A 20,383-nucleotide genomic window follows, 5' to 3' on the forward strand; every position below is an offset into this window, starting at 1 on the left:
CGGGCGGCCCCAGCCCGGCCCGGGCGGCCCCACCAGCAGCCGGCCCGCCCCACCCTCGGCCCGGCCCCAACGGCCCGGTGCCCCGGCACCGATCCGTCCCGGCAGCGCCGGCGCCAGGGCCGGCTCGGCCCCAGGACGGCCCGGCCCCACCCCGCTCGAACTGGTCGGCAAGCCGATCCGCCGCGACTCGGCGGGTCCCGGCACCTCGGCCCCGGGCCGTCCGGCGGCCCCCGGCCGCCCGGGCATCCCTGCGGGGATGCGCAAGCCGATGGCCCCCGGCGAGTTGATGCAGCTCCAGAAGCCCACCGGTCGCCCCACCGCTCCGCCGCCGCGTCGGCCCGACCGCAGCGAGGGCGGCACCGAGGCCGGTGGTGAGACGGAGGGCGTGACGCGCCCCACCGCCACCCCGCCGGCCGCGCCCCGTCGCCCCGGCTTCCGGCCGCCCACCCCGGCGGGTGCCCGCGCCCCCGGCGCCCGGCGCCCGGACTGGGACGACAGCGCCAAGCTCGAGGCCCTGCGCAGCCGCACGCCCCAGAAACAGCGCCAGAAGGTGCACATCATCGGCGAAAACGATGATGCCCTCACCGCCGAAACCGGCGGCTACGCCGGCGAGCAGGAAGCCCTGGTGCTCCAGGCCAGCCTGGCCCGCCCGGCCAAGCCCCGCTCCGCTCCTGGCACCGCTGCCAAGCCCACCGTGGCGGTGCGCAAGCGCAAGAAGGAGACCACCCGCCAGCGCCAGCGGCGCCGGGCCATGGAGCTGCGGGCCTCCCGCGAGGCCAAGGCCCAGCGGCCCGAGATGCTGATCGTGCCGGAAGGCAACCTCACGGTGCAGGAGCTGGCCGACCGCCTCGGCGTGGAGAGCTCCGAGATCATCAAATCCCTGTTCTTCAAGGGGATCAGCGCCACTGTCACCCAGACCCTCGACCTGCACACGATCGAGACGGTGGCCGAGGAGTTCGGCGTGCCCGTCCTCGAGGACGACGTCGAGGCCGCGGCCAAGAAGACCGTGGAGATGATCGAGGAGAGCGACAGGGCGCACCTGATCCGGCGCCCGCCCGTGGTGACCGTGATGGGCCACGTCGACCACGGCAAGACGAGCCTGCTCGACGCCATCCGCAAGACCCGCGTGGCGGCCGGGGAAGCCGGCGGCATCACCCAGCACATCGGCGCTTACCAGGTCGATGTGCCCCACGGCGACGAGCACCGCAAGATCACCTTCCTCGACACCCCGGGCCACGAGGCGTTCACCGCCATGCGGGCCCGCGGCACCAAGGTCACCGACGTGGCGGTGCTGGTGGTGGCCGCCGATGACGGCGTCCGTCCCCAGACCCTGGAGGCGATCAGCCACGCCCGCGCCGCCGAGGTGCCGATCGTGGTGGCGATCAACAAGATCGACAAGGAAGGGGCCCAGCCCGACCGGGTCAAGCAGGAGCTCTCCGGTCTCGATCTGGTGGCCGAGGACTGGGGCGGCAACACCGTCATGGTCCCCGTGAGCGCCATCAAGGGGGAGAACATCGACAAGCTGCTGGAGATGATCCTGCTGGTCACCGAAGTGGAGGACCTGCAGGCCAACCCCGACCGGATGGCCCGCGGCACGGTGATCGAGGCCCACCTCGACAAGGCCAAGGGTCCGGTGGCCACCCTGCTGATCCAGAACGGCACCCTCAAGGCCGGCGACGTGCTGGCGGCCGGTCCGATCCTCGGCAAGGTGCGGGCGATGGTCGACGACACCGGCAAGCGGGTGAAGCAGGCCGGCCCCTCCAGCGCCGTGGAGGCCCTGGGCTTCAGCGAAGTGCCCACCGCCGGCGACGAGTTCGAGGTCTACGCCGATGAGAAGAGCGCCCGGGCGGTCGTCGGCGACCGGGCCACCGAGGCCCGGGCCACCCGCCTGGCCCAGCAGATGGCCTCCCGAAGGGTGTCCCTGGCGTCGATGTCGGGCCAGGCCAGCGAAGGCGAGCTCAAGGAGCTCAACCTGATCCTCAAGGCCGATGTCCAGGGCAGCGTCGAGGCGATCCTCGGATCCCTCGAGCAGTTGCCCCAGGAGGAGGTTCAGGTGCGGGTGCTGCTGTCGGCACCGGGCGAGATCACCGAAACGGACGTCGACCTGGCGGCCGCCTCGGGCGCCGTGATCGTGGGCTTCAACACCTCGATGGCCTCCGGTGCCAAGCGCGCCGCCGATGCCACCGGGGTGGATGTGCGCGATTACGACGTCATCTACAAGCTCCTCGAGGACATCCAGATGGCCATGGAGGGCCTGCTGGAGCCGGAGATGGTGGAGGAGAGCCTGGGCGAGGCGGAGGTGCGGGCCGTGTTCACGATCGGCAAGAGCGCCGTGGCCGGTTGTTACGTCACCAACGGCAAGCTGCAGCGCAACTGCCGCATCCGCGTCCACCGCGGCAAGGAGCTCGTCTACGAAGGCGACCTCGACTCGCTGCGGCGCAACAAGGACGACGTCAAGGAGGTGGCCACCGGCTTCGAGTGCGGCATCGGCTGCGATCGATTCACCGGCTGGCAGGAGAAGGATCGGGTCGAGGCCTTCAAGCTGGTCACCCAGCGCCGGACCCTCAGCACCTGATCCCGTGACGCCCCGCGGCGAGCCGCTGCTCTGGCTCCAGCTGATCGCCCTCGGGGTGCTGCCGCTCGAGGCCCTGCTGCTGCTGCTGGTGCTGGCCGGCAGCGACCCCGGCCCCCTGCCGGGCCTGGAACGGCTGCTCTGCTGGGCGATCGGCGCCCTGGCCCCCTCCCTGCTTCTGGCCCGCCGTCCCGCCGACGTCTGGTCGCTGCTGCTGCTGCAGACGCCGCTGCGGGGCCGCCGGGAGCTGCAGCGGCGGCTCAGCCGGCTCCAGGCGGCCCCGGGGCTGGCCCTGGCCACCGCCGGCGGCGCCGCCCTCGCCCTGCCCCTGCTGTGGTGGATCGATGGCCATGCCGCCGTGGCCGCGCCCCTCACCCCCTTCGCCTCCTGCCCGCGCCTGGTGGCCCTGCTGCTGGCGGCCCTGCTGCTGGTGGTGATGCTGTGGCAGTGGCAGCAGCTGATCCAGTCCCTGTGGCTGCTGAGCCGCAGCCCCGAGGTCGTGGCCGCCACCCGCCCCCTCAGCCTGGAGGAACTGGAGCAGCAGCGCCTCTGCCTGGGCCTGCCCCTGCTGCTGCCCGAGCCCCTGAAGCTGGCCGAGGCGGTGGCGCCGCCCGAAGCAACGCCGCCAGACGAAGCGCGGAACACCCCCGCAGCCGAGCCGCCAGTGGAACCCGAACGGCCACCGGAAGCACAGATCCCTGAGGCGCCACCGGATACCCAGGCGCCCGAGGCACCACCAGCGTCGCCCCCGAGCCCAGCCGTCGAGCTCCCGGCTTCGGAGTCCCCAGACACCGAGGTCCCATCTTCGGAGTCCCCAGACGCCGAGCCCCCGGTTGCCGAGCCCTCAGCCGTCGAGTCGGTTGCGGTCGAACCAGAGCAGCCCCCCGAAGAGGCCGAAGGCGCCGACCTGGATCAGGAGATCGGCTGAGGCCACCTCCGAACCGGCGGAGGCCCGCATGGCCATCGTGGCCAGACCAAGCCCGGCGGAGGCCACCAGGGCGAACCAGAGGGCCCGCCTGAGCCCCCGCCAGGGCGTCCTCGCTTCGTTGAGCAGACGCTGGCGCAGCGCCGGATCCAGGGATCTGTTCGGGTCGGATCCCATGGCGTGGTGCCCAGCAGGTGGTGATCCGACGAATGCTAATTTCTTGGCCGATGCCGGTGTAGCTCAGGGGTAGAGCAACTGATTCGTAATCAGTAGGTCGTCGGTTCAAATCCGATCACCGGCTTCTTCGCTCCCCTCGCTCCCGTTGCCAGCCGGCGGTTCTGAGGCTTCCGACCCGTCTGCTTGCGACGAAGGGATCTCCCCACCATCGTTGGCCACTCCTGCGCTGCCCTGAACGGCCATGGATGATCTGAAGGCCCGGCATGAACGGCTCCTGGAGAGCCACCACGGGGCCCTCTGCCAGGCCGCCGAACGGCTGCTGGAGGAAACCGCATGGTCGCTGGCGACGACGGCCCTGCTGCTGAGGGCCGCAGGCCAGGACCGCAGCCAGGTGGTGGCCGTCGGGGAGCTGGGGCGCTGGATCGAGCATCTCGGGCCGGATCTGGATGCCTTCGTGCGACTGCGGCGCCAGGGGGTCGACGTGGGCGAGGCCTATGCCCGCTGCCGCGCCATCGAGGGGGAAACCTTCCTGGGCGCCTGGGAGGGCCTGGAGGGTCAGCGACCCCTGGTCAGCCACGACGACCTCAACCAGTTCGCCGTGCTGTCGCAGCAGGGGTTCGCGCGATCACCCCGAAACCTGCTGGTGGTGGTGAACTGGGGCGAACGGGTGACGGCGTTCCTGGTGGCCTGCGATCGCCAGAGAAAACGGCCGTCACCCGCCGGGACGGGCTGAAGCTTCAGTCGTCGTCTTCGGTGGAGCCGGCGGGAATCAGGCGAATCTGCTTACGGCCGAGCTTGATCTCGAATTCATCGCCGGGCTGCAGATCGAGCATGGCGGTGTAGGCCTTGCCCACCAGAAGATTGCCGTTGCCCTGGACGGTGGCCACGTAGCTGAGTTTGCGGCCACCTTTGGAGGCACCCTTGCCACCGCCTTCGCCCAGGCTGACGCCCTTGGCTTCCAGCAGAGCCTCGTAAAAGGCCGTGAAATTCAGACGTTCCGCCCCGTCCTTCTTGGTGCTGACGTAGCCGCAACCACGCACCAGATCGGATTTCGAGACATCGCCCAGTTCCTTGACCTTGGCCAGGAGATCAGATCCGGTAAGCATCGGAAGTAGGAAAGACCTTTCGACTCACACTATAAAGGTTTCGTCGCTTGTCGCCATTGCAGGATCTGCCGATGACGCAGAGCCGATGACGCTCGTCCCTTGGCGCCCTGCCGATTGATGCCACGAACCAACACCAACCCATGGCGGCTTCAGCAGAGGGCGATGGGCCACTCCACCTTGACCACGTCGAAGTCGTCGCCACCGAGGCGATTGAGTTCACCGGCGGCGCGCACGGCCGCCTCGTGGGTATGGAAGAGATAGGCCGAGGTCGGTTCGCTCACGTCCCCGAGGCCCTGGTCGTCGGGACGGATGGAGACGTAGGAACCGTCCGAGAGACGCTGCAGCACATAGCGCTCGGCCTGGGTGCATTCCAGGGGATGGGCCGGATCGATCTCGGGCGCCCAGAAATGCATCACAACCCCCGTGAGTGACCCTTCTGAGCTACTCCAGAGGACCCGCTGGCCGCGAGGGGGCGCCACATGTCGTTGCAACCTGACCGTTCCGGCCGCTCATGTCTCATTGCCACCGAAGTCATCGTCATAGCCCTCGTAGGGCTCGAATTCACTCCAGCCGGGACTGGCGTTCTGCAGCAACCCGTAGCGGGCGTCCACGTCATTCATCAGGGTGTTGCCGGTGGGCACCGTGTCGCAGGTGATCGAACCATCGGCGCCGGTCACGCAATTCTCGAACTGCACGTTCGCCAGTGCCCCGCCCGCTCCCCCCGCCAGGACGAGCAGCAGGAGGCCGGCCAGGGAGCCCAACCGGAGTCCGAAGCAGGGCCGGGAAACGTCGCTGGGCTGGGGAGCGTCGGCCATCACCGGAGGGGGCATCTGCTGGGATGATGGCACCGCTTCAACACCCGCACCGATGTACACCGACTGGACGGCCGTGATCCTGCTGCTGCTGACGGCGGCGCCCCTGGCCGTGGTGGTGGCCACCGCCGCTTTCTTCATCTGGCGGAAGAAACGGACCTCGAAGTGACCATCCGGAAGAGGATCCCTTCGCCCCCCATGGCCGGGGAGCGGCCCTGGCCGAGGCAGTCGAGGCAGGTGCGGTAACGCTGATCATCGATGCGCAGCAGGCCGCTGCCGCCGCACTGGGGACATCGGCTCTGACCGAGGGACTGGCCCCTCGACACGGGGGCAGGAACCTGGGCAGCCATGGCCGGTTCGCAGGAGTTTGTTTTCATCTCCTCACTGTGCCTCGCCCAGACCCCCTGGATCCCGAAATCTTCCTTAAGTCTTGGCGCCCTGCCCCCGGCGCAGGCAACCCTGCAGGCCCTCGAGGCTCAGGCCGTCCGCCAGTTCCCGGGCACTGAGCCGGCTGCCCGGCGGCACCAGGTCGAGGCTGGCGGCCAGGGCCCCGATCACCCCGGGGGCATCCAGGCCCCCGCGCCGCAGACCAGCCAGCCCCTCGGCCCCCTCCCGCTTGCTCAGCCGCTCCCCCTGGCCATCCCGCCACAGGGGCACATGGGCATAGGACGGCGGGTCGGCGCCTAGGGCGGCCATGACGGCCACCTGGGCCCCGGTGGAGGGCCAGAGGTCCTCCCCCCGCACCACCTCGCTGATGCCCATCAGCAGCTCATCCACGGCTGTGGCCAGGTGGTAGGCCACCACCCCGTCGGCCCTGCGCAGCACGACGTCCCCCACCTCGGCGGGGCCGTCCTGACCGCCTGCGGACCCGCAGCGTTCCTGCCAGCGCAGGGCGCCGGGCTCCAGGTGCAGCCGCCAGCTGGGCAGCCGCCCGGCCTGGGGGCCCCACAGGGGCGGGCGATTCCGGCAGTAGCCCGGATACACCGCCAGCGCCCCGTGGGGCGCGGAAACATCGGCCAGCAGCCGCCTGCTGCAGCGGCAGGGATAGAGCCGTCCGGCCTGGCGCAGGGCCGAGAGAACGGTGGCGTAGATGCCGCGGTGGTCGCTCTGCCGGGCCACGGGACCATCCCAGTGCAGACCGAGCCAACGGAGGTCGTCGAGGATCGAGACCTCGGCGCCCGGCCGATTGCGGGGCCCGTCGAGATCATCGATGCGCAACAGCCAAACACCGCCCCTCAGCCGGGCTTCGAGCCAGCCGAGCAGGGCGGTGCGGAGGTTGCCCCGGTGCAGGGGACCGGTGGGAGAGGGCGCGAAACGGGTGCGATAGCCCTGCCGCCTGAGCTCCAGACCCGCGGCAAGGCGGTCCTGGAGATGGAGGGGCAGCCGCAGGGGAGAGGTGGAAGCCCCTGAGGCCGTCGCCATGGCCGGAGTGCGGCCTCTGGGGATCAGCCCTGGACCTTGTCCTTGAAGAGCTTGCCGGCGGTGAAGGCGGGCACGCGCTTGGCGGGGATCTTGATCTTCTCGCCGGTCTTGGGATTCAGACCCTGACGGGCAGACCGTTCACGGGGTTCGAAGGAGCCGAAACCGAGGATGGACACCTTCTTGCCCTCGACCACCGAATCGACGATGGTTTCGATGGCGGCATCGACGACGAGGGAGACGTCGGTCTTGGTGAGCTCCGTGCGGGCAGCGACGATGTTGACGAGATCAGCTTTGTTCATTGTTCGGGGGAAGCCTCCGGGTAGGTGGCGATGGCGGGGTTCGGGTCGTCGAGTGGTGGAGGCGAATCGGAAGTCCCCGACCGCCCGGTGCGTTCAGCGCGCCAATCGTATGGGCGTTGCGTCAGGGCCGCAACAGGAGAAGTCCACTCATGACAGCGGTTTGGGGGGCGGGGGGCCCGCAGTGGGGTGTTCCGTGGTAAATGGGACGACTTCCAGCCCGCCCCCCGGGGGCTGCAGCGTCAGGGACTCCAGATCCAGGTCCCCCAGCAGGGCGCCACCCTGCTCCACCAGCTTCGGCCCCCTCAGGGCCCCCAGTCCGGCGCCGCTGGCGATCCAGCCGGGGGAGCCGGGCGGCAGCCAGCGGCGCAGACGCTCGACGCTGCGAAGCTGGCGCCCCCAGTGGAACGTGCCCCGCTGCCGCAGGGGCGCGACGCGGGCCGGCGCCACCGGAACCAGCAGACGGCCAGAGAACAGGCCGCCCAGGCCGTCCCCCGCCGCTGGGGCGACATGCACGACGCAGGCGCCCGGGGAGGGCCCCGGCGTCCAGAGCAGCCGCACATCGGGCTCCAGCTGGTGCTCATCAGCAAAGGTGTGCAGCGGATCCACACCGGGCAGGAGGTAGGCCTCCTGGTCCTGGACGAGAACCGGCCATCCCAGGGCCTGCTGCAGGCGGCGGCAGCGGCCGTGGCCGCCGCGGCCGGTGAGCACGATCCAGGCCCGGGGCGGCCCGTTCCCCGCCGTCCGATGGCGGGGGCGGTCGGCCAGGAAGCGCAGGTTGGCCCGGGTGTAGGCGGGGCAGTCGATCAGCAGGTCGGCGCCGGCAGCCTCCAGCAGCCAGGCGCTGCCCCCCTGGCTCTCGCGGCTGGGGGCGAACAGCCACAGCCCCGGCCGGACCGGCAGGGGCGGACGGCCCTCCTCGGACGGCAGCAGGGCGGCGGGGGAAGGGTTCATCGCCCCATTGAACCCCTGCGGCAGCTTCCGGAGGCCCGGCGTAGCCTGGGCGGAACCCAGGCCAGTGATTTGTCGGCGACCCGGATCGGACATCCCTGGCCACTGGGGGCCTCCGTCACCCGCCGGGGCGTCAACTTCTCCGTGGTGGCCCCCCTGGCCACCCGCATCGAGCTGCTGATCTTCGCGGACGGGGCCGCCCGGGAGCCCCTGGAGGTGATCGAACTCGACCCCGGCCACCGCTCGGGTGAGCACTGGCATGTGGAAGTGGAAGGGCTCGGCATCGGCTGCTGCTACGGCTACCGGGTGTTCGGCCCGATCCAGGCCGGGAGCCATGGCTTCAACCCCTCCAAGGTGCTGCTCGATCCCTGCGCCAGGGCGATCACCGGCTGGGACGTCTACCAGCGGGGCGCCGCCGTCGGCGCCGTCCCCAACGCCTCCGCCTGCCTCAAGGGGGTGGTCACCGAGCGGGACCGGTTCGACTTCGATGCCGCCCCCCGCCCTCGCCATACCTGGCAGAAGAGCGTCATCTACGAACTGCACGTGGGCGGTTTCACCCAGGGCACGGGCTGCCCGGTGCCGGCGGAACGCCAGGGCACCCTCCTGGGGCTGATCGACACCCTGCCCTACCTCCAGGAGATGGGGGTGACGGCGATCGAACTGCTGCCGGTGATGGCCTTCGATCCCCAGGACGCCCCCGCCGGGCGGTTCAACCACTGGGGCTACAGCCCCGTGAGCTGGATGGCGCCCCATCCGGCCTATCTGGTCGACGGCGACCCGCTGCAGGGCCGCCACGAGGTGCGCCAGCTGGTGACCGCCTGCCACCAGGCCGGCCTGGAAGTGATTCTGGATGTGGTCTACAACCACACCAGCGAGGGCAACCAGGAGGGCCCCACCCTGAGCTGGCGGGGCTTCGGCGACGCCCTTTACTACCACCAGACGGCCAGGGGCGACTACCTCGACGTCAGTGGTTGCGGCAACACCATCGCCGCCAACCGCCCCCTGGTGCGGCGCCTGATCCTCGAGTCCCTGCGCTGCTGGAGCACGGAGCTGGGCATCGATGGTTTCCGCTTTGACCTCGGCATCGCCCTGACCCGGGGCGAGGCCCTGGCCCCCCTCGATGCGCCCCCCCTGTTCGAGGAGATGGAGGCGGATCCCGATCTCAGCGATCTGAAGGTGGTGAGCGAACCCTGGGACTGCGGCGGCCTCTACCGGCTCGCCGACTTCCCGGCCCGGCGGGTGGCCAGCTGGAACGGCCGCTTCCGCGACGACGTGCGCCGCTTCTGGAAGGGGGACGACCGCACCACCTGGAGCCTGAGTCAGCGCCTGTCAGGCAATCCGGATCTGTTCAACGGCCAGCCCTCTCCGGTGGGCCGCACGATCAACTTCCTCACCGCCCACGACGGCTTCACCCTGGCGGACCTGGTCAGCTTCGACCGCAAGCACAACCTGGCCAACGGCGAGAACGACCGCGACGGCGACAACCACAACAACAGCTGGAACCACGGCGTGGAGGGTCCCTGCAGCGACGCCGGCGTGAACGGCCTGCGGGACCGGCAGCTGCGCAACCTGCTGGCCTCCCTGCTGCTGGCCCCCGGGGTGCCGATGCTGCTGATGGGCGATGAGGTGCGCCGCAGCCAGGGGGGCAACAACAACACCTGGTGCCAGAACAACCCCCTGGGGTGGATGCACTGGCAGCCGGACGCCGGTGACATGGCCCTGCGCCGCTTCCTGCGGCGCCTGATCCAGCTGCGCCAGCGGCTTGCCCCCCTGCTCAACCAGGAGCTGCCCCTGGCCCCGGCCCCTGCCGGCCCGGCCCGGGGCGCCGGCAGCCTGCCCCTCTGGCGGGAGTGGCACGGCCTCGAGCTGGGCAAGCCCGACTGGGCCAGCTGGTCCCACTGTCTGGCCTGGAGCCTGCATGACGCCAGCCTCGGCCCCCTGCTCTGGTGCGGCATGAACGCCTACTACCAGCCGATGCAGTTCCAGCTGCCGGCCCAGGCCGCCGGCTGGCGGCGGGTCATCGACACGGCCATCCCGGGCGACCACGACCTGCCGGCGAAAGCCGATCCCTGGCTGCTGCCGACGGCGCCCCTGGAGAGCCGCAGCCTGATGCTGCTGGTGGCGACCCCGCTGCTGGAGGACACGGAAGCTCAGGCTGGGCCTGCCGTGGGGACTCCGGAGGAGGAGCAAGCGGGCGGCGGGAATCGAACCCGCATCATCAGCTTGGAAGGCTGAGGTTTTACCACTAAACTACGCCCGCAGCAGTACAGAAGTACTGGCGGCTGGTTCCCTGGAACTGGCTCCCTGGAACCGGCTGCAGCATTATGACCTGCACCGGCCGACCTGCTGCGGCCGACCTCCACCGGACGATCACAACCGGACGACCACCACCGGAGCCCCTCCAGGTTTGACCACCCCCACACCGTCCTCCCCGCCACCGGCAGCGCCGGGCCTGCCGTCGGGTGTGGTGGATACGGCGGACCTTCCCGCCGGTGAACGCCGCAGGGTGCTGCTGGCCTACGGCATGGGGGACGCCGGCACCGGCATGGCGGCCTCCCTGATCGGTTTCTACCTCTTCATCTTCTACACCTCGGCGGCGGGGCTGCCGGCCTGGATGGCCGGGCTGGTGCTGATGACGGCCCGGCTCTGGGATGCCATCAACGACCCGATCGTTGGCTGGTTGAGCGACAAGACCCGCAGCTCCTGGGGGCCCCGGCTGCCCTGGATCCTGGGCAGCGCCGTTCCGCTCGGCTTTGCCATGGCCCTGATGTGGTGGCTGCCGCCTGGGGGGCTCTGGGTCCGGTTCGCCGTGTTCGTGGCGATCTCGATGGTGGCCAACACCCTCTACACCTGCGTCAACCTGCCCTACTCCGCCCTGGCGGCGGAACTGACCACCAGCGTCAACCTGCGCACCCGGCTCAACAGCGCCCGCTTCACCGGATCGATCATCGCCGGCCTGGTGGGGATCGTGCTGGGGGGCGTGCTGCTCAAGGATCACCAGAACCCCGACAGCTACCTGCAGGTGGGGATCTTCTCGGGGGTGCTGATCACCTGCTCCACCCTGCTCTGCGGCTGGGGCATCGCCCCGGCGGCGCGGCACTGCCAGCGGCCCACCAGTCAGCGGGGCACCACCCGGCGGCTCCTGGCCCGGGTGGGCAGCAACGGCCGCTTCCAGATGGTCCTGGGGTTGTACCTGCTGCTCTGGTGCGCCCTGCAGATCATGCAGACGGCGGCGCTGATCTTCCTGCCGGTGGTGATGCGGCTGCCGGAGGGCTGGAGCAACTGGATCCTGCTGCCGTTCCAGGTCAGCACCCTGGTGGGGCTCCAGCTCTGGACCGCCATCGCCCGCCATCGCGGTCGCCTGACGGCCCTGCACTGGGGCACCGCCCTCTGGATCGCCGCCTGTGTGATGGCGATGCTGCTGGTGCCCCTCGATGCCGCCATCGGCCCCACCGCCTCAGCCACCAACCTGGTGCGTCTCACCGCCCTGGTGGTAACGATCCTGATCGTCGGCCTGGGGGCCTCCACCGCCTACCTGATCCCCTGGGCCCTGCTGCCGGATGCCATCGATGCCGATCCGGAGAAGCCCGCAGGCCTTTACAGCGCCTGGATGGTGTTCACCCAGAAGATCTGCATCAGCCTGGCCCTGTTCTTCTTCGGCAACCTGATGAGCCTGAGCGGCTACCAGGCGGCCAAGGGAATCCTGCAGCCGGACAGCGCCCTGCTGGCGATCCGGATGTGCATGGGCCTGATCCCGGCGCTGCTGGTGGTGCTGGGCCTGGTGGTGATGCGCCGCTGGCCGGAGCGGGGCCCCGAGCCGGAGACCCTGACGCCCTCGGCGCCATGAAGGCGCCGCGCTGGCTGCAGCGGCTGGGCGCCAGCCTGATGATCGGCGGTCAGGCCGTGAGCGCCATCGCCCGCGGCCGCATCGGCATGGTCGACCTGGTCCAGGAACTGCTGGAGGCCGGACCGGGCAGCTTCCTGATCGTGCTGATCACGGCCCTGGCGGCCGGCACGGTGTTCAACATCCAGGTGGCGGCCGAACTCTCCAAGCAGGGGGCCAGCGCCGCCGTGGGGGGGCTGCTCGCCCTGGGCCTCTCACGGGAGATCGCCCCCCTGCTCACGGCGACCCTGCTCACCGGCAAGGTGGCCACCGCCTACGCCGCCCAGCTGGGCACCATGAAGGTGACCGAGCAGATCGACGCCATCACGATGCTGCGCACCGACCCGGTGGAGTACCTCGTGGTGCCGCGGGTGCTGGCCATGGTGGTGATGGCGCCGGTGCAGTGCCTGCTGTTCTTCTGGATGGCGATCTGGTCGGGCCAGGTGAGCAGCACCCTGCTGTACAGCATTCCTCCCTCCGTCTTCTGGAACTCGGTGCGGGTCTGGATGGAACCCGACGACCTGCCCTCGATGCTGCTCAAGGCCGTGGTCTTCGGCCTGATGATCGCCGTCATCGCCTGCGGCTGGGGGCTCACCACCCGGGGGGGGCCCAAGGAGGTGGGCGCCAGCACCACCGGCGCGGTGGTCATGATTCTCGTCAGCGTCGCCCTGGTGGACGTGCTGCTCACCCAGTTGCTCTTCGGCCAATGACCTTCGCCCCCTCCCCCCCTCCGGCCAGCGCCGCCCCCGGCGGCAGCGACGCGGACGCGGTGGTGCTCAGCCCCCGGGCCTGGGTGCCGCTCGGGCTGCTGGCGCTGGCGGGCGCCGTCCTTGGCCTGCGGCCCCTGTGGAGCGCCGCGCTCTGGCCGGCCCTGGCGATGGGGATCATGGGGCTGTTCCTGCTGCTGCAGACGGCCCTGCTGCGGCTCCGCTTCGCGGCCGACGCCCTGCTGGTGTCCCGCGGTGACACCGTGATCCGCCGCTTCCCCTACGACGCATGGATCGGCTGGCGGGTCTGGTGGCCGGCCCTGCCGGTGCTGTTCTATTTCCGGGAGCAGAAGAGCATCCACCTGCTGCCGATGCTCTTCGACGCCACGGCCCTGCGGGAGGAACTGGAGCGGCGTCTGCCGCCCCCGTCGCCCCCTGAGCCCGCTCCCCCTCAACCCGGGTCCCCGTGAACACGCATCCCGCCTGAGCCCCTCGCCGCCTTGCCCCCCCGCCTGCCATGAGCGACCACCCCGACCCCCCCGCCATCACCCCTGCCGAACCCACCCCGGCAACCACCCCCGCCTCGGCCGGTCCCGGGACCGATGGGCTGCTGGAGCTGGCCCTGACGGAACTGCGGCAGCGCCGTGCCGAACTCCTGGGGGAGATCGGCGAGTTGGAGACCCGCCGGGAGCAGATCCGCCAGGAGATCGCCGGCAGCTTCGCCGGCCAGTCGGATGCGATCGCCCGGCGGCTCAAGGGCTTCCAGGACTACCTGGTGGGGGCCCTGCAGGATCTGGCCGCCGCCGCCGAGCAGATGGAGCTGGTGGTGCAGCCGCTGGTGGTGCAGCCCTCCCCCCTCGACCAGGCGGCGCCCGGCGCCGAGACCGGCGGCGCCCCGGAGACCGCCGTGGCCCCCGCCGCCGCGGGCCTGTTCCGTGACGATGCGGACCTGGTCCGGGAGCGGCTGGAGCAGTTCGGCGGCCAGCCCGACTTCTACGCCGATCCCTGGAAACTGCGCCGCACCCTGGAGCGCTCCGCCGCCACCCGGCTTGAGGACTGGTTCCTCTCCCAGGGCGGCCGGGGCGCCCAGCCCAGCGGTGGCAGCCGCAGCCGCAATGCCCTGGCGGCGGCGGCGGCGATCGCGATCCTGGGGGAGCTCTACGGCGAGCGCTTCCAGACCCTGGTGCTGGCCAGCCAGCCGGAGCGCCTCGGCGAATGGCGCCGGGGACTGCAGGACTGCCTCGGGCTGAGCCGCGACGATTTCGGCCCCGCCAGCGGCATCGTGCTGTTCGAGCGGGCCGATGCCCTGATCGAGCGGGCCGACCGCCTCGAGGAACGGGGGGAGCTGCCCTTCATCGTGATCGACGCGGCCGAGCAGGTGATCGAGATTCCGATCCTGCAGTTCCCCCTCTGGCTGGCCTTCGCCGCCGGCCCCGGGGAGATCGACGCCGAAGCCGATCTCTACTGACCCACCCGACCTCTCCTGCCATGGCCTTCCTCCCCGATCTGCTCGTGCTGCCGGCGGGCTACCTGCTGGGCTCGATTCCCTTCGGCTGGCTCGCGGGCCACTGGCTCGCCGGCATCGACCTGCGCCAGGAAGGCTCCGGCTCCACCGGTGCCACCAACGTGCTGCGGGTGCTGGGCAAGGGGCCGGCCCTGGTGGTGTTCCTGCTGGACGTGCTCAAGGGAACCGTCGCGGTGCTGCTGGCCAAGGCGGTGCTGCAGCCCCTCGGTTTCAGCGCCATCAGCGACTGGGGGGTGGTGGCGGCGGGCCTGGCGGCCCTGGCCGGCCACATCTGGCCCCTGTGGCTGGGCTGGAAAGGGGGCAAGGCGGTGGCCACCGGCCTGGGCATGCTGCTGGGGCTGACCTGGCCCGTGGGACTGGCCTGTTTCGGCATCTTCCTCACCACGCTGACCCTCAGCCGCATCGTGTCGCTCTCCAGCGTGGTGGCGGCCCTGTCGCTGCCCCTGCTGATGCTGGGCTCCTTCGGCGCCGACGGCCTGCGGCCGGCCTACCTGAGCCTGGCCCTGCTCACCACGGCGCTGGTGCTCTGGCGGCACCGCAGCAACCTGCAGCGACTGATGGCCGGCACCGAACCGCGCCTCGGGGCCGGCCGCAGCTGACGGCTGGCTGAGCGGCCGAAGGGCCTCGTTCAGGCCAGCTGGCGGCTGCGCTCCGTCGCGGCCAGCACGGCCTCGATCAGGGCCGAGCGCAGTCCGGCCCGCTCCAGCTGGCGCAGCCCGGCGGCCGTCGTACCAGCGGGGCTGGTCACCATGTCCTTGAGCTGGCCGGGGTGGAGCTCCTGCCCCTGCAGCAGTGCCGCCGTGCCCGCCATGGTGCGGTGGGCCAGGTGCATGGCCAACGGGCGGGGCAGCCCCCCCGCCACCGCCCCGTCGGCCATCGATTCGGCCACCAGGGCCAGGAAGGCGGGACCGGAGGAGGTGAGGGCCAGGAAGGGATCGAGCTGGGGCTCCGGCAGGTCGAGCACCTCACCCACCTCGGCGAACAACCGGCGCACCTGCTCGCGCCTGGCCTCGCCGACGCCCTCGCCCCAGCTCAGCCCCGTGAGTCCGGCCCGCACCAGGGCAGGGGTGTTGGGCACGGCCCGCACGCAGGCCCGTCCCGGAAACAGGGCCTGCAGCCGCGCCAGGGTCACCCCCGCCAGCACGGAGATCAGCAGCGGCTGGCCACCGGAGGGGGCGGCCGCCAGGGCCTCTGCCAGGGCTTCGGTCGCCGCGGGGGCCACCGCTTCGATCTGCTGGGGCTTCACGGCCAGCAGAACCACGGGCGCGGCCCAGGCCGGGGCGGGATCTGTCGAGACCTGGATCCCCAGTTCGTCGCCCAGCCGCCGGGCGGAAGCCTCACTGGCCACCGCCGCCCGGACGGCGGAGCGCTCGAGCAGGCCGGCGTCGAGAAGCGGCAGCAGCAGGGCCCGGGCCATCCGGCCCAGGCCCACCACGCCGACGGTGTCAGACCATGGCATCCGAACGGCCCCAGGCGGGGCTGGGGGCAGCCTCCTGCTGGTCGTCGACGGGGCCGGTGCGCCCGGAGACCACCGTGGGGGAGGCGGCTTCCTCACCGCCCGCGGTGGTCACCGTGACGCAGCTGGGGGCGAACAGGAAGATGCTCTCGCCCACCCGTTCCTGGTGACCGTCGATGGCGAAGGTGCCGCCGGCGACGAAATCCACGGCCCGCTGGGCCTGGTCCGGCTCCATCATCGTGAGGTTGAGGATGACGGTCTTGCGCTCCCGGAGAGCCTGAATCGCACGGGGCATCTCGTCGAAGCTGCGCGGCTCCATCAGGCACACCTCGGCCACGGCGCTGGTGATGCCGGGCATGCCGATGACGTTGGTTCCGGCGAAGGGATCATCGCTGGAGAAATCGGTGCTCAGAGCGAGGGCTCCGGTGTTTCTGCCGGCCGTGGAAGTGGTCGCGGCCGTCGTGGTGTCGCCGGGGTCGTAGTCGAGTTCGTCGTCGAAGTCGCCATCGAGATAGTCGTCACCGGAGACGACGGCACGCAGGCGGGAGAACAACGACACGGAGTCGACCTCGGGAAGGATGCTTGGCCTTGAATAGCGTCCCACATCCGAGCCGGCAAGATCCCAGCGCCCATTCATGGCTGGATTGGGCGACTTCCGAACAGAACACTGCCGAGGCGCACCCAGGTGCTGCCCGCCGCCACGGCGTCGCGCCAGTCGCCGCTCATCCCCATCGAACAGTCCGGCAGCCCCAGGGCATCGGCCAGGGCGCGGCACTCCCTGAACAGTTCCAGCCGCTCCCCGGGGGTGAGTCCCAGGGGGGCGATGGTCATCAGACCGAGGCAGCGCAAGGGCGCCAGACGCCCCAGGTCGGCCCCCAGGGCCCGCACGTCGTCCGGTTCGAAGCCGGTCTTGGCCGGATCGGGGCGGAACTTCACCTGCAGCAGGATCCCCGGGGCCAGGCCCTCTTCGGCGGCGATGCGCTGCAATCGCTCGGCCAGCTCCAGGCTGTCGACGGAATGGATGGTGCCGAAGCGGCGCAACACGGCGCGGGCCTTGTTGGCCTGGAGCCGGCCGATGAAGTGCCAGTCGAGGTCCGGCAGGTCGCCCAGGGCGTCCTGCTTGGCGATGGCCTCCTGCAGCCGGCTCTCCCCGAAGCTCCGCTGGCCCAGGGCCGCGGCCTGGCGCACCCGTTCGGCCGGATGGCCCTTCGAGACCGCCAGCAGGTGGGTGGAGGCCGGCAACGCCGCCTGGAGGGCCGAAAGCCGCTCCGCCAGGGTGGAACCGAACGCCGCCGCCGCCGCGGGGGACGCCTGTGCCATCAGATGAAGGTCTGGTCGAAGAGCTGGCGCCAGCGGGCCTGGGCCTCGGGGCCCTCGCGCCGGCAGCGGGCCAGGTTCTGCTCGGCGAAGTGGCGGGCGTCCATCAGGGGGATCACCTCGAAATGGGCGCCACGCTCCTGGAGGGTGACGAGAAAGAAGATCCGCTGGGCGTAGAGCGTGGCATAGAGATCGCGGCTCTCGGCCACCGGCGCTACCCGATAGAGCATCCCGAAGGTCGGGTGGTTCAGATAGCGCTCCGTGCTCACGACTCCCTGCAGGCTGGGGCCATTAAAGGGCACCGACTTTCCAGCGGAGCGCCAGCAGGGCCGCCAGGGCCAGCACCGCCGCCAGGCTGGCGCCGGAGGGGGTGGCGGCCGGCTGGTGCAGGCGGTCGGGGGGAAGCCACATCCCGCCGCGCGCCATCAGGGCCTCGGCCCCCTGTTCCGAGCGCAGCAGCACGTTGGCCAGCAGCCGCTCCCCCACCGCCAGCACCAGGCCCAGACTGGCCTTCCAGCCCAGGCGGCGCAGATTCACCGCCCGGGTGGCGATCGAGCGCAGCAGGTTCTGGAGTTCCTCCTGCACCAGGGGCAGGAAGCGCAGGGACAGCAGCAGGGTGAATCCCAGGCGCTCCACGGGCCAGCCCAGGGCCCGCAGGGGGGCCAGCCACCAGGCGATGGTCCAGACCAGCTCCTCGGGCGGGGTGGAGAGCAGCAGCAGGTTGGCGCTGTGGATGACGGTGAACAGCAGGGTGGCGCCGTTGATGCCGAGTTCGGCGGAGCGGCGGGTCACCACCAGGGGGCCCAGCTCCAGCGGCCCGGCCATCACCGGGCCCCAGCGCACCAGTTCCCAGGACAGGCCGGCCCGCGACGGGGCCTGGGCGCCGGCGGGGCCGGGGACCAGCCGCAGCTCCCCCGGCGGGCGCTGGAGGCTGGCCGGTGCGCCCCCTCCTGCCGGCAGCAGGGCGGCCAGCAGGCCCACCAGCAGCGCCAGGGCGATCAACAGGGGCAGGCTCTGCCGCCAGAGGCGCCAGGGCAGGCCACTGACGGCGGTGATCAGCAGCAGCAGCCCCACCAGGGACAACAGCCAGAGGGGTCCGGCCAGGATCGGCGTCACCAGGAACGCCACCGTCCAGACCAGCTTCACACGGGGATCGAGCCGCCGCAGCCAGCTGCCGCGGCCGTCGCCGCCCTCGCCGTCATCGACGTACTGACCGATCGGCAGCTGCCGCAACCAGTCCATTCAGGCCAGGCCCTCCTGGATCGCCCCTGGAATCGCCGTCCCCATCGACCTCAGCCGCCCCGGCTCTGGTGGCGGGCCTGCTCCTTCTCCGCGTCCCGCTGCTGCTTGCCGCGCCAGAAAAGCCGCACCGGCGATCCCTCGAAGCCCAGGGCCTCGCGGATCTGGCGCTCGACGTAGCGGCGGTAGGTGTCGCCGAACAGCCTGGGTTCGTTGACGAACAGGGTGAAGCTGGGCGGGCGGGTCGCCACCTGGGTGCCGTAGTAGAGGCGGCCCTGGCGGCCGCCTCGGGTGGTGGGGGGCGAGCGCCAGCGCAGGGCCTCCTGCAGCACCTCGTTCACCACCGAGGTGCTCACCCGGCGGCGGTGCTGCTCGACCGCCACCGCGGCGATGGCGAAGATGCTCTCCACCCGCTGGCCGGTGACGGCGGAGGTGAACAGCATCGGCGCCCAGTCAAGGAAGTAGAGCTTGGCGCGCAGCTCCTTCTCCATGGCGCTCATGGTGTGGCTGTCCTTCTCGATCAGGTCCCACTTGTTGACGACCACGGCACAGGCGCGACCGTCCTCCTCGATGCGGCCCGCCAGGCGCTGGTCCTGCTCGGTGACCCCGTCGAGGGCATCGATCACCAGCACGCAGACATCGCTGCGCTCGATCGCCTTGAAGCTGCGGGTGATGCCGAAGTACTCCGGGCCGTAGTCGACGCTGCGGCGCCGGCGGATGCCGGCGGTGTCCAGCAGCTTCCAGGTGTGGCCCTCCCGCTCGATCGTGGTGTCGATCGTGTCGCGGGTGGTGCCGCGGATCGGACTGACGATGGCCCGGTTCTCGCCGCAGATGGCATTCAGCAGGCTGGACTTGCCCACGTTGGGACGGCCGATGATCGCCAGCTGGATCGGCTCGGCCTCATCGCTCTCGGTGGTGGCCGGCAGGAAGCTGATCACCCGGTCGAGCAGATCGCCCGTGCCGGCGCCGTGGATGGCGGAGATCGGGTGGGGCTCGCCCAGACCCAGACCCCAGAAGTCCGCCGCCATGGCCAGGCCCTGATCAGGCGACTCGCACTTGTTCACCCCCAGCAGCACGGGGACGTTGTGGCCCCGCAGCCACTCGGCGATCGATTCATCGGCGGCGGTGACCCCCTGCTGGCCGTCGACGATCACCACCGCCACCGACGCCTCGGCCAGGGCCAGGTTGGCCTGCTCCCGGATTTCCGGCAGAAATTCGCTGTCGTCGTCGAACACCAGGCCGCCGGTGTCCACCACCCGGAAGATGCGGTCACCCCAGAAACCCTCCTGGTAGGTGCGGTCCCGGGTCACACCGGGCTGGTCGTGAACGATGGCCTCACGGCTGCGGCAGAGCCTGTTGACCAGCGTGGACTTGCCCACGTTGGGGCGTCCGATCACGGCGACGACGGGGAGCGCCAATCTGACTTATTCCTTACGACGGATGCGTTACATAGACCCTACAGAGCCACGGACGCCTCAACCCACCGGGGGATCGCCGGGATGGCCGGCCACCGGGTCCTCGGGCGGATCCAGGAGCTCCGGAAGCGGGCCCGCTTCCGGCAGAGGCTCGCCCCGCTCAGCGAGGTGGGCCAGCAACCAGTTCACCGCCGTGGCCCGCCGGGTGCGGCGGGGATAGAGGCCACCGATGCGGTACCCGGCGAAGCCCAGCTGCTGCTTGAGCAGCTGTTTGTGCTCGGGGGCGATCGAGCGGGTGAGCCGCACGCTCGCGGGCCGCTCGGCGATCAGCTCTGGTGCCTCGGGAAAGGCCTCGGCCCAGGCCAGCGGGGTGGCGGGCCCGGCCTGCCAGCGGCCCTCGGCGGCGGGGCGGTAGCCCAGCCGTTCCCAGATCAGCCGGCAGACGAAGCGATCGCTGGTGCGGTCCTCCAGCACCAGCTCCAGCAGGGCGCGGCTGAGGGGAAAGGGTTCCGGGGCGCCATCGGGCTTCAAGGGGGGAGCGGCGGCAGCGTCCAAGGCGGCGTCTGGCATCCGAGAGTGA

The 20,383-nt window shown here is 71.0% G+C and carries 23 protein-coding genes and 2 tRNA genes; 10 read left to right on the forward strand and 15 right to left on the reverse strand.

The window, feature by feature from the left end:
• Window positions 1-2,575, forward strand: a 2,575-nt coding sequence (infB, locus tag KUG38_RS14110; RefSeq protein ID WP_216922712.1) for a translation initiation factor IF-2, incomplete at its 5' end; no start/stop codon positions are given.
• Window positions 2,576-2,579: 4 nt separating this feature from the next.
• A complete protein-coding gene (locus KUG38_RS14115) occupies window positions 2,580-3,500 on the forward strand; it encodes a low-complexity tail membrane protein (RefSeq protein WP_216922714.1) in 921 nt (306 codons plus the stop codon).
• Here the strand turns inward: KUG38_RS14115 and KUG38_RS14120 are convergent.
• A complete protein-coding gene (locus KUG38_RS14120; RefSeq protein ID WP_216922716.1) occupies window positions 3,417-3,674 on the reverse strand; it encodes a DUF3493 domain-containing protein in 258 nt (85 codons plus the stop codon). The two genes, KUG38_RS14115 and KUG38_RS14120, sit on opposite strands and share 84 nt — an antisense overlap.
• Before the next feature lie 52 nt (window positions 3,675-3,726).
• Between KUG38_RS14120 and KUG38_RS14125 the strand changes: the two genes are divergently transcribed.
• A tRNA-Thr gene (locus KUG38_RS14125) sits at window positions 3,727-3,798 on the forward strand.
• A gap of 117 nt (window positions 3,799-3,915) precedes the next feature.
• Window positions 3,916-4,407 (forward strand): hypothetical protein, encoded by a 492-nt coding sequence (locus tag KUG38_RS14130; protein WP_216922718.1) that lies wholly within the window; start codon window positions 3,916-3,918, stop codon window positions 4,405-4,407.
• Window positions 4,408-4,411: 4 nt separating this feature from the next.
• Here KUG38_RS14130 and KUG38_RS14135 read toward each other — a convergent pair whose 3' ends face one another.
• From KUG38_RS14135 to KUG38_RS14160, 6 genes are all read right to left on the reverse strand, one after another.
• Window positions 4,412-4,780, reverse strand: coding sequence for an AbrB family transcriptional regulator (locus tag KUG38_RS14135; protein WP_094587220.1), 369 nt, complete (start codon window positions 4,778-4,780; stop codon window positions 4,412-4,414).
• Between the two features lie 149 nt (window positions 4,781-4,929).
• Complete coding sequence (locus tag KUG38_RS14140) at window positions 4,930-5,193, reverse strand: hypothetical protein (protein ID WP_094587222.1); 264 nt, start codon at window positions 5,191-5,193, stop codon at window positions 4,930-4,932.
• Between the two features lie 96 nt (window positions 5,194-5,289).
• Window positions 5,290-5,595, reverse strand: coding sequence for a lactate dehydrogenase (locus KUG38_RS14145; protein WP_286196065.1), 306 nt, complete (start codon window positions 5,593-5,595; stop codon window positions 5,290-5,292).
• Between the two features lie 420 nt (window positions 5,596-6,015).
• Complete coding sequence (gene gluQRS / locus KUG38_RS14150; protein WP_216922754.1) at window positions 6,016-6,981, reverse strand: tRNA glutamyl-Q(34) synthetase GluQRS; 966 nt, start codon at window positions 6,979-6,981, stop codon at window positions 6,016-6,018.
• Window positions 6,982-7,037: 56 nt separating this feature from the next.
• Window positions 7,038-7,313, reverse strand: a complete 276-nt coding sequence (locus KUG38_RS14155) for an HU family DNA-binding protein (protein WP_015110525.1) — start codon at window positions 7,311-7,313, stop codon at window positions 7,038-7,040.
• 147 nt (window positions 7,314-7,460) lie between these two features.
• Window positions 7,461-8,264, reverse strand: a complete 804-nt coding sequence (locus tag KUG38_RS14160; RefSeq protein WP_216922720.1) for an MBL fold metallo-hydrolase — start codon at window positions 8,262-8,264, stop codon at window positions 7,461-7,463.
• A gap of 69 nt (window positions 8,265-8,333) precedes the next feature.
• Between KUG38_RS14160 and KUG38_RS14165 the strand changes: the two genes are divergently transcribed.
• Window positions 8,334-10,496 (forward strand): glycogen debranching protein, encoded by a 2,163-nt coding sequence (locus KUG38_RS14165; protein WP_216922756.1) that lies wholly within the window; start codon window positions 8,334-8,336, stop codon window positions 10,494-10,496.
• Here KUG38_RS14165 and KUG38_RS14170 read toward each other — a convergent pair.
• Window positions 10,451-10,521: transfer RNA gene (locus tag KUG38_RS14170), tRNA-Gly, on the reverse strand. The genes KUG38_RS14165 and KUG38_RS14170 overlap by 46 nt on opposite strands.
• A gap of 147 nt (window positions 10,522-10,668) precedes the next feature.
• Between KUG38_RS14170 and KUG38_RS14175 the strand changes: the two genes are divergently transcribed.
• From KUG38_RS14175 to plsY, 5 genes are read left to right on the forward strand one after another with little or no spacing between them, the layout of a single operon-like run.
• Entirely contained in the window at window positions 10,669-12,108 is a 1,440-nt protein-coding gene (locus KUG38_RS14175; RefSeq protein ID WP_216922722.1) for an MFS transporter, read from the forward strand.
• Entirely contained in the window at window positions 12,105-12,854 is a 750-nt protein-coding gene (locus tag KUG38_RS14180; protein WP_094587228.1) for an MlaE family ABC transporter permease, read from the forward strand. The genes KUG38_RS14175 and KUG38_RS14180 overlap by 4 nt, the downstream gene beginning before the upstream one ends.
• Window positions 12,851-13,321 carry a DUF3119 family protein gene (locus tag KUG38_RS14185; RefSeq protein WP_216922724.1) on the forward strand — a complete coding sequence of 157 codons (471 nt, stop codon included), beginning with the start codon at window positions 12,851-12,853 and terminating at the stop codon, window positions 13,319-13,321. Before KUG38_RS14180 ends, KUG38_RS14185 begins: the two co-directional genes overlap by 4 nt.
• A gap of 47 nt (window positions 13,322-13,368) precedes the next feature.
• Window positions 13,369-14,319 carry a DUF3086 domain-containing protein gene (locus KUG38_RS14190; protein WP_216922726.1) on the forward strand — a complete coding sequence of 317 codons (951 nt, stop codon included), beginning with the start codon at window positions 13,369-13,371 and terminating at the stop codon, window positions 14,317-14,319.
• 20 nt (window positions 14,320-14,339) lie between these two features.
• Window positions 14,340-14,975 (forward strand): glycerol-3-phosphate 1-O-acyltransferase PlsY, encoded by a 636-nt coding sequence (gene plsY / locus KUG38_RS14195; protein ID WP_216922728.1) that lies wholly within the window; start codon window positions 14,340-14,342, stop codon window positions 14,973-14,975.
• A gap of 29 nt (window positions 14,976-15,004) precedes the next feature.
• Here plsY and proC read toward each other — a convergent pair whose 3' ends face one another.
• The 7 genes from proC to KUG38_RS14230 all read right to left on the reverse strand — a co-directional run bounded on the left by proC (window position 15,005) and on the right by KUG38_RS14230 (window position 20,373).
• Window positions 15,005-15,835, reverse strand: coding sequence for a pyrroline-5-carboxylate reductase (proC, locus tag KUG38_RS14200; RefSeq protein WP_216922730.1), 831 nt, complete (start codon window positions 15,833-15,835; stop codon window positions 15,005-15,007).
• Window positions 15,822-16,391, reverse strand: a complete 570-nt coding sequence (locus tag KUG38_RS14205) for a cell division protein SepF (protein WP_094587238.1) — start codon at window positions 16,389-16,391, stop codon at window positions 15,822-15,824. Before KUG38_RS14205 ends, proC begins: the two co-directional genes overlap by 14 nt.
• Window positions 16,392-16,465: 74 nt before the next feature.
• A complete protein-coding gene (locus KUG38_RS14210; protein WP_216922732.1) occupies window positions 16,466-17,152 on the reverse strand; it encodes a YggS family pyridoxal phosphate-dependent enzyme in 687 nt (228 codons plus the stop codon).
• Window positions 17,152-17,418: a PipX family protein gene (locus KUG38_RS14215; protein WP_015110514.1), complete on the reverse strand. Its 267-nt coding sequence runs from the start codon at window positions 17,416-17,418 to the stop codon at window positions 17,152-17,154. The genes KUG38_RS14210 and KUG38_RS14215 overlap by 1 nt, the downstream gene beginning before the upstream one ends.
• Window positions 17,419-17,440: 22 nt before the next feature.
• Window positions 17,441-18,391 (reverse strand): CbiQ family ECF transporter T component, encoded by a 951-nt coding sequence (locus KUG38_RS14220; RefSeq protein ID WP_216922734.1) that lies wholly within the window; start codon window positions 18,389-18,391, stop codon window positions 17,441-17,443.
• A gap of 50 nt (window positions 18,392-18,441) precedes the next feature.
• Window positions 18,442-19,806, reverse strand: a complete 1,365-nt coding sequence (der, locus tag KUG38_RS14225) for a ribosome biogenesis GTPase Der (RefSeq protein ID WP_216922735.1) — start codon at window positions 19,804-19,806, stop codon at window positions 18,442-18,444.
• A 57-nt stretch (window positions 19,807-19,863) separates the two neighbouring features.
• Window positions 19,864-20,373, reverse strand: a complete 510-nt coding sequence (locus KUG38_RS14230; RefSeq protein ID WP_286196067.1) for a DUF1823 family protein — start codon at window positions 20,371-20,373, stop codon at window positions 19,864-19,866.
• Window positions 20,374-20,383: the final 10 nt, after the last annotated feature.

Origin of the sequence: Synechococcus sp. CCAP 1479/9, from assembly GCF_019038535.1 — a bacterium.
Taxonomy (GTDB): domain Bacteria; phylum Cyanobacteriota; class Cyanobacteriia; order PCC-6307; family Cyanobiaceae; genus Cyanobium.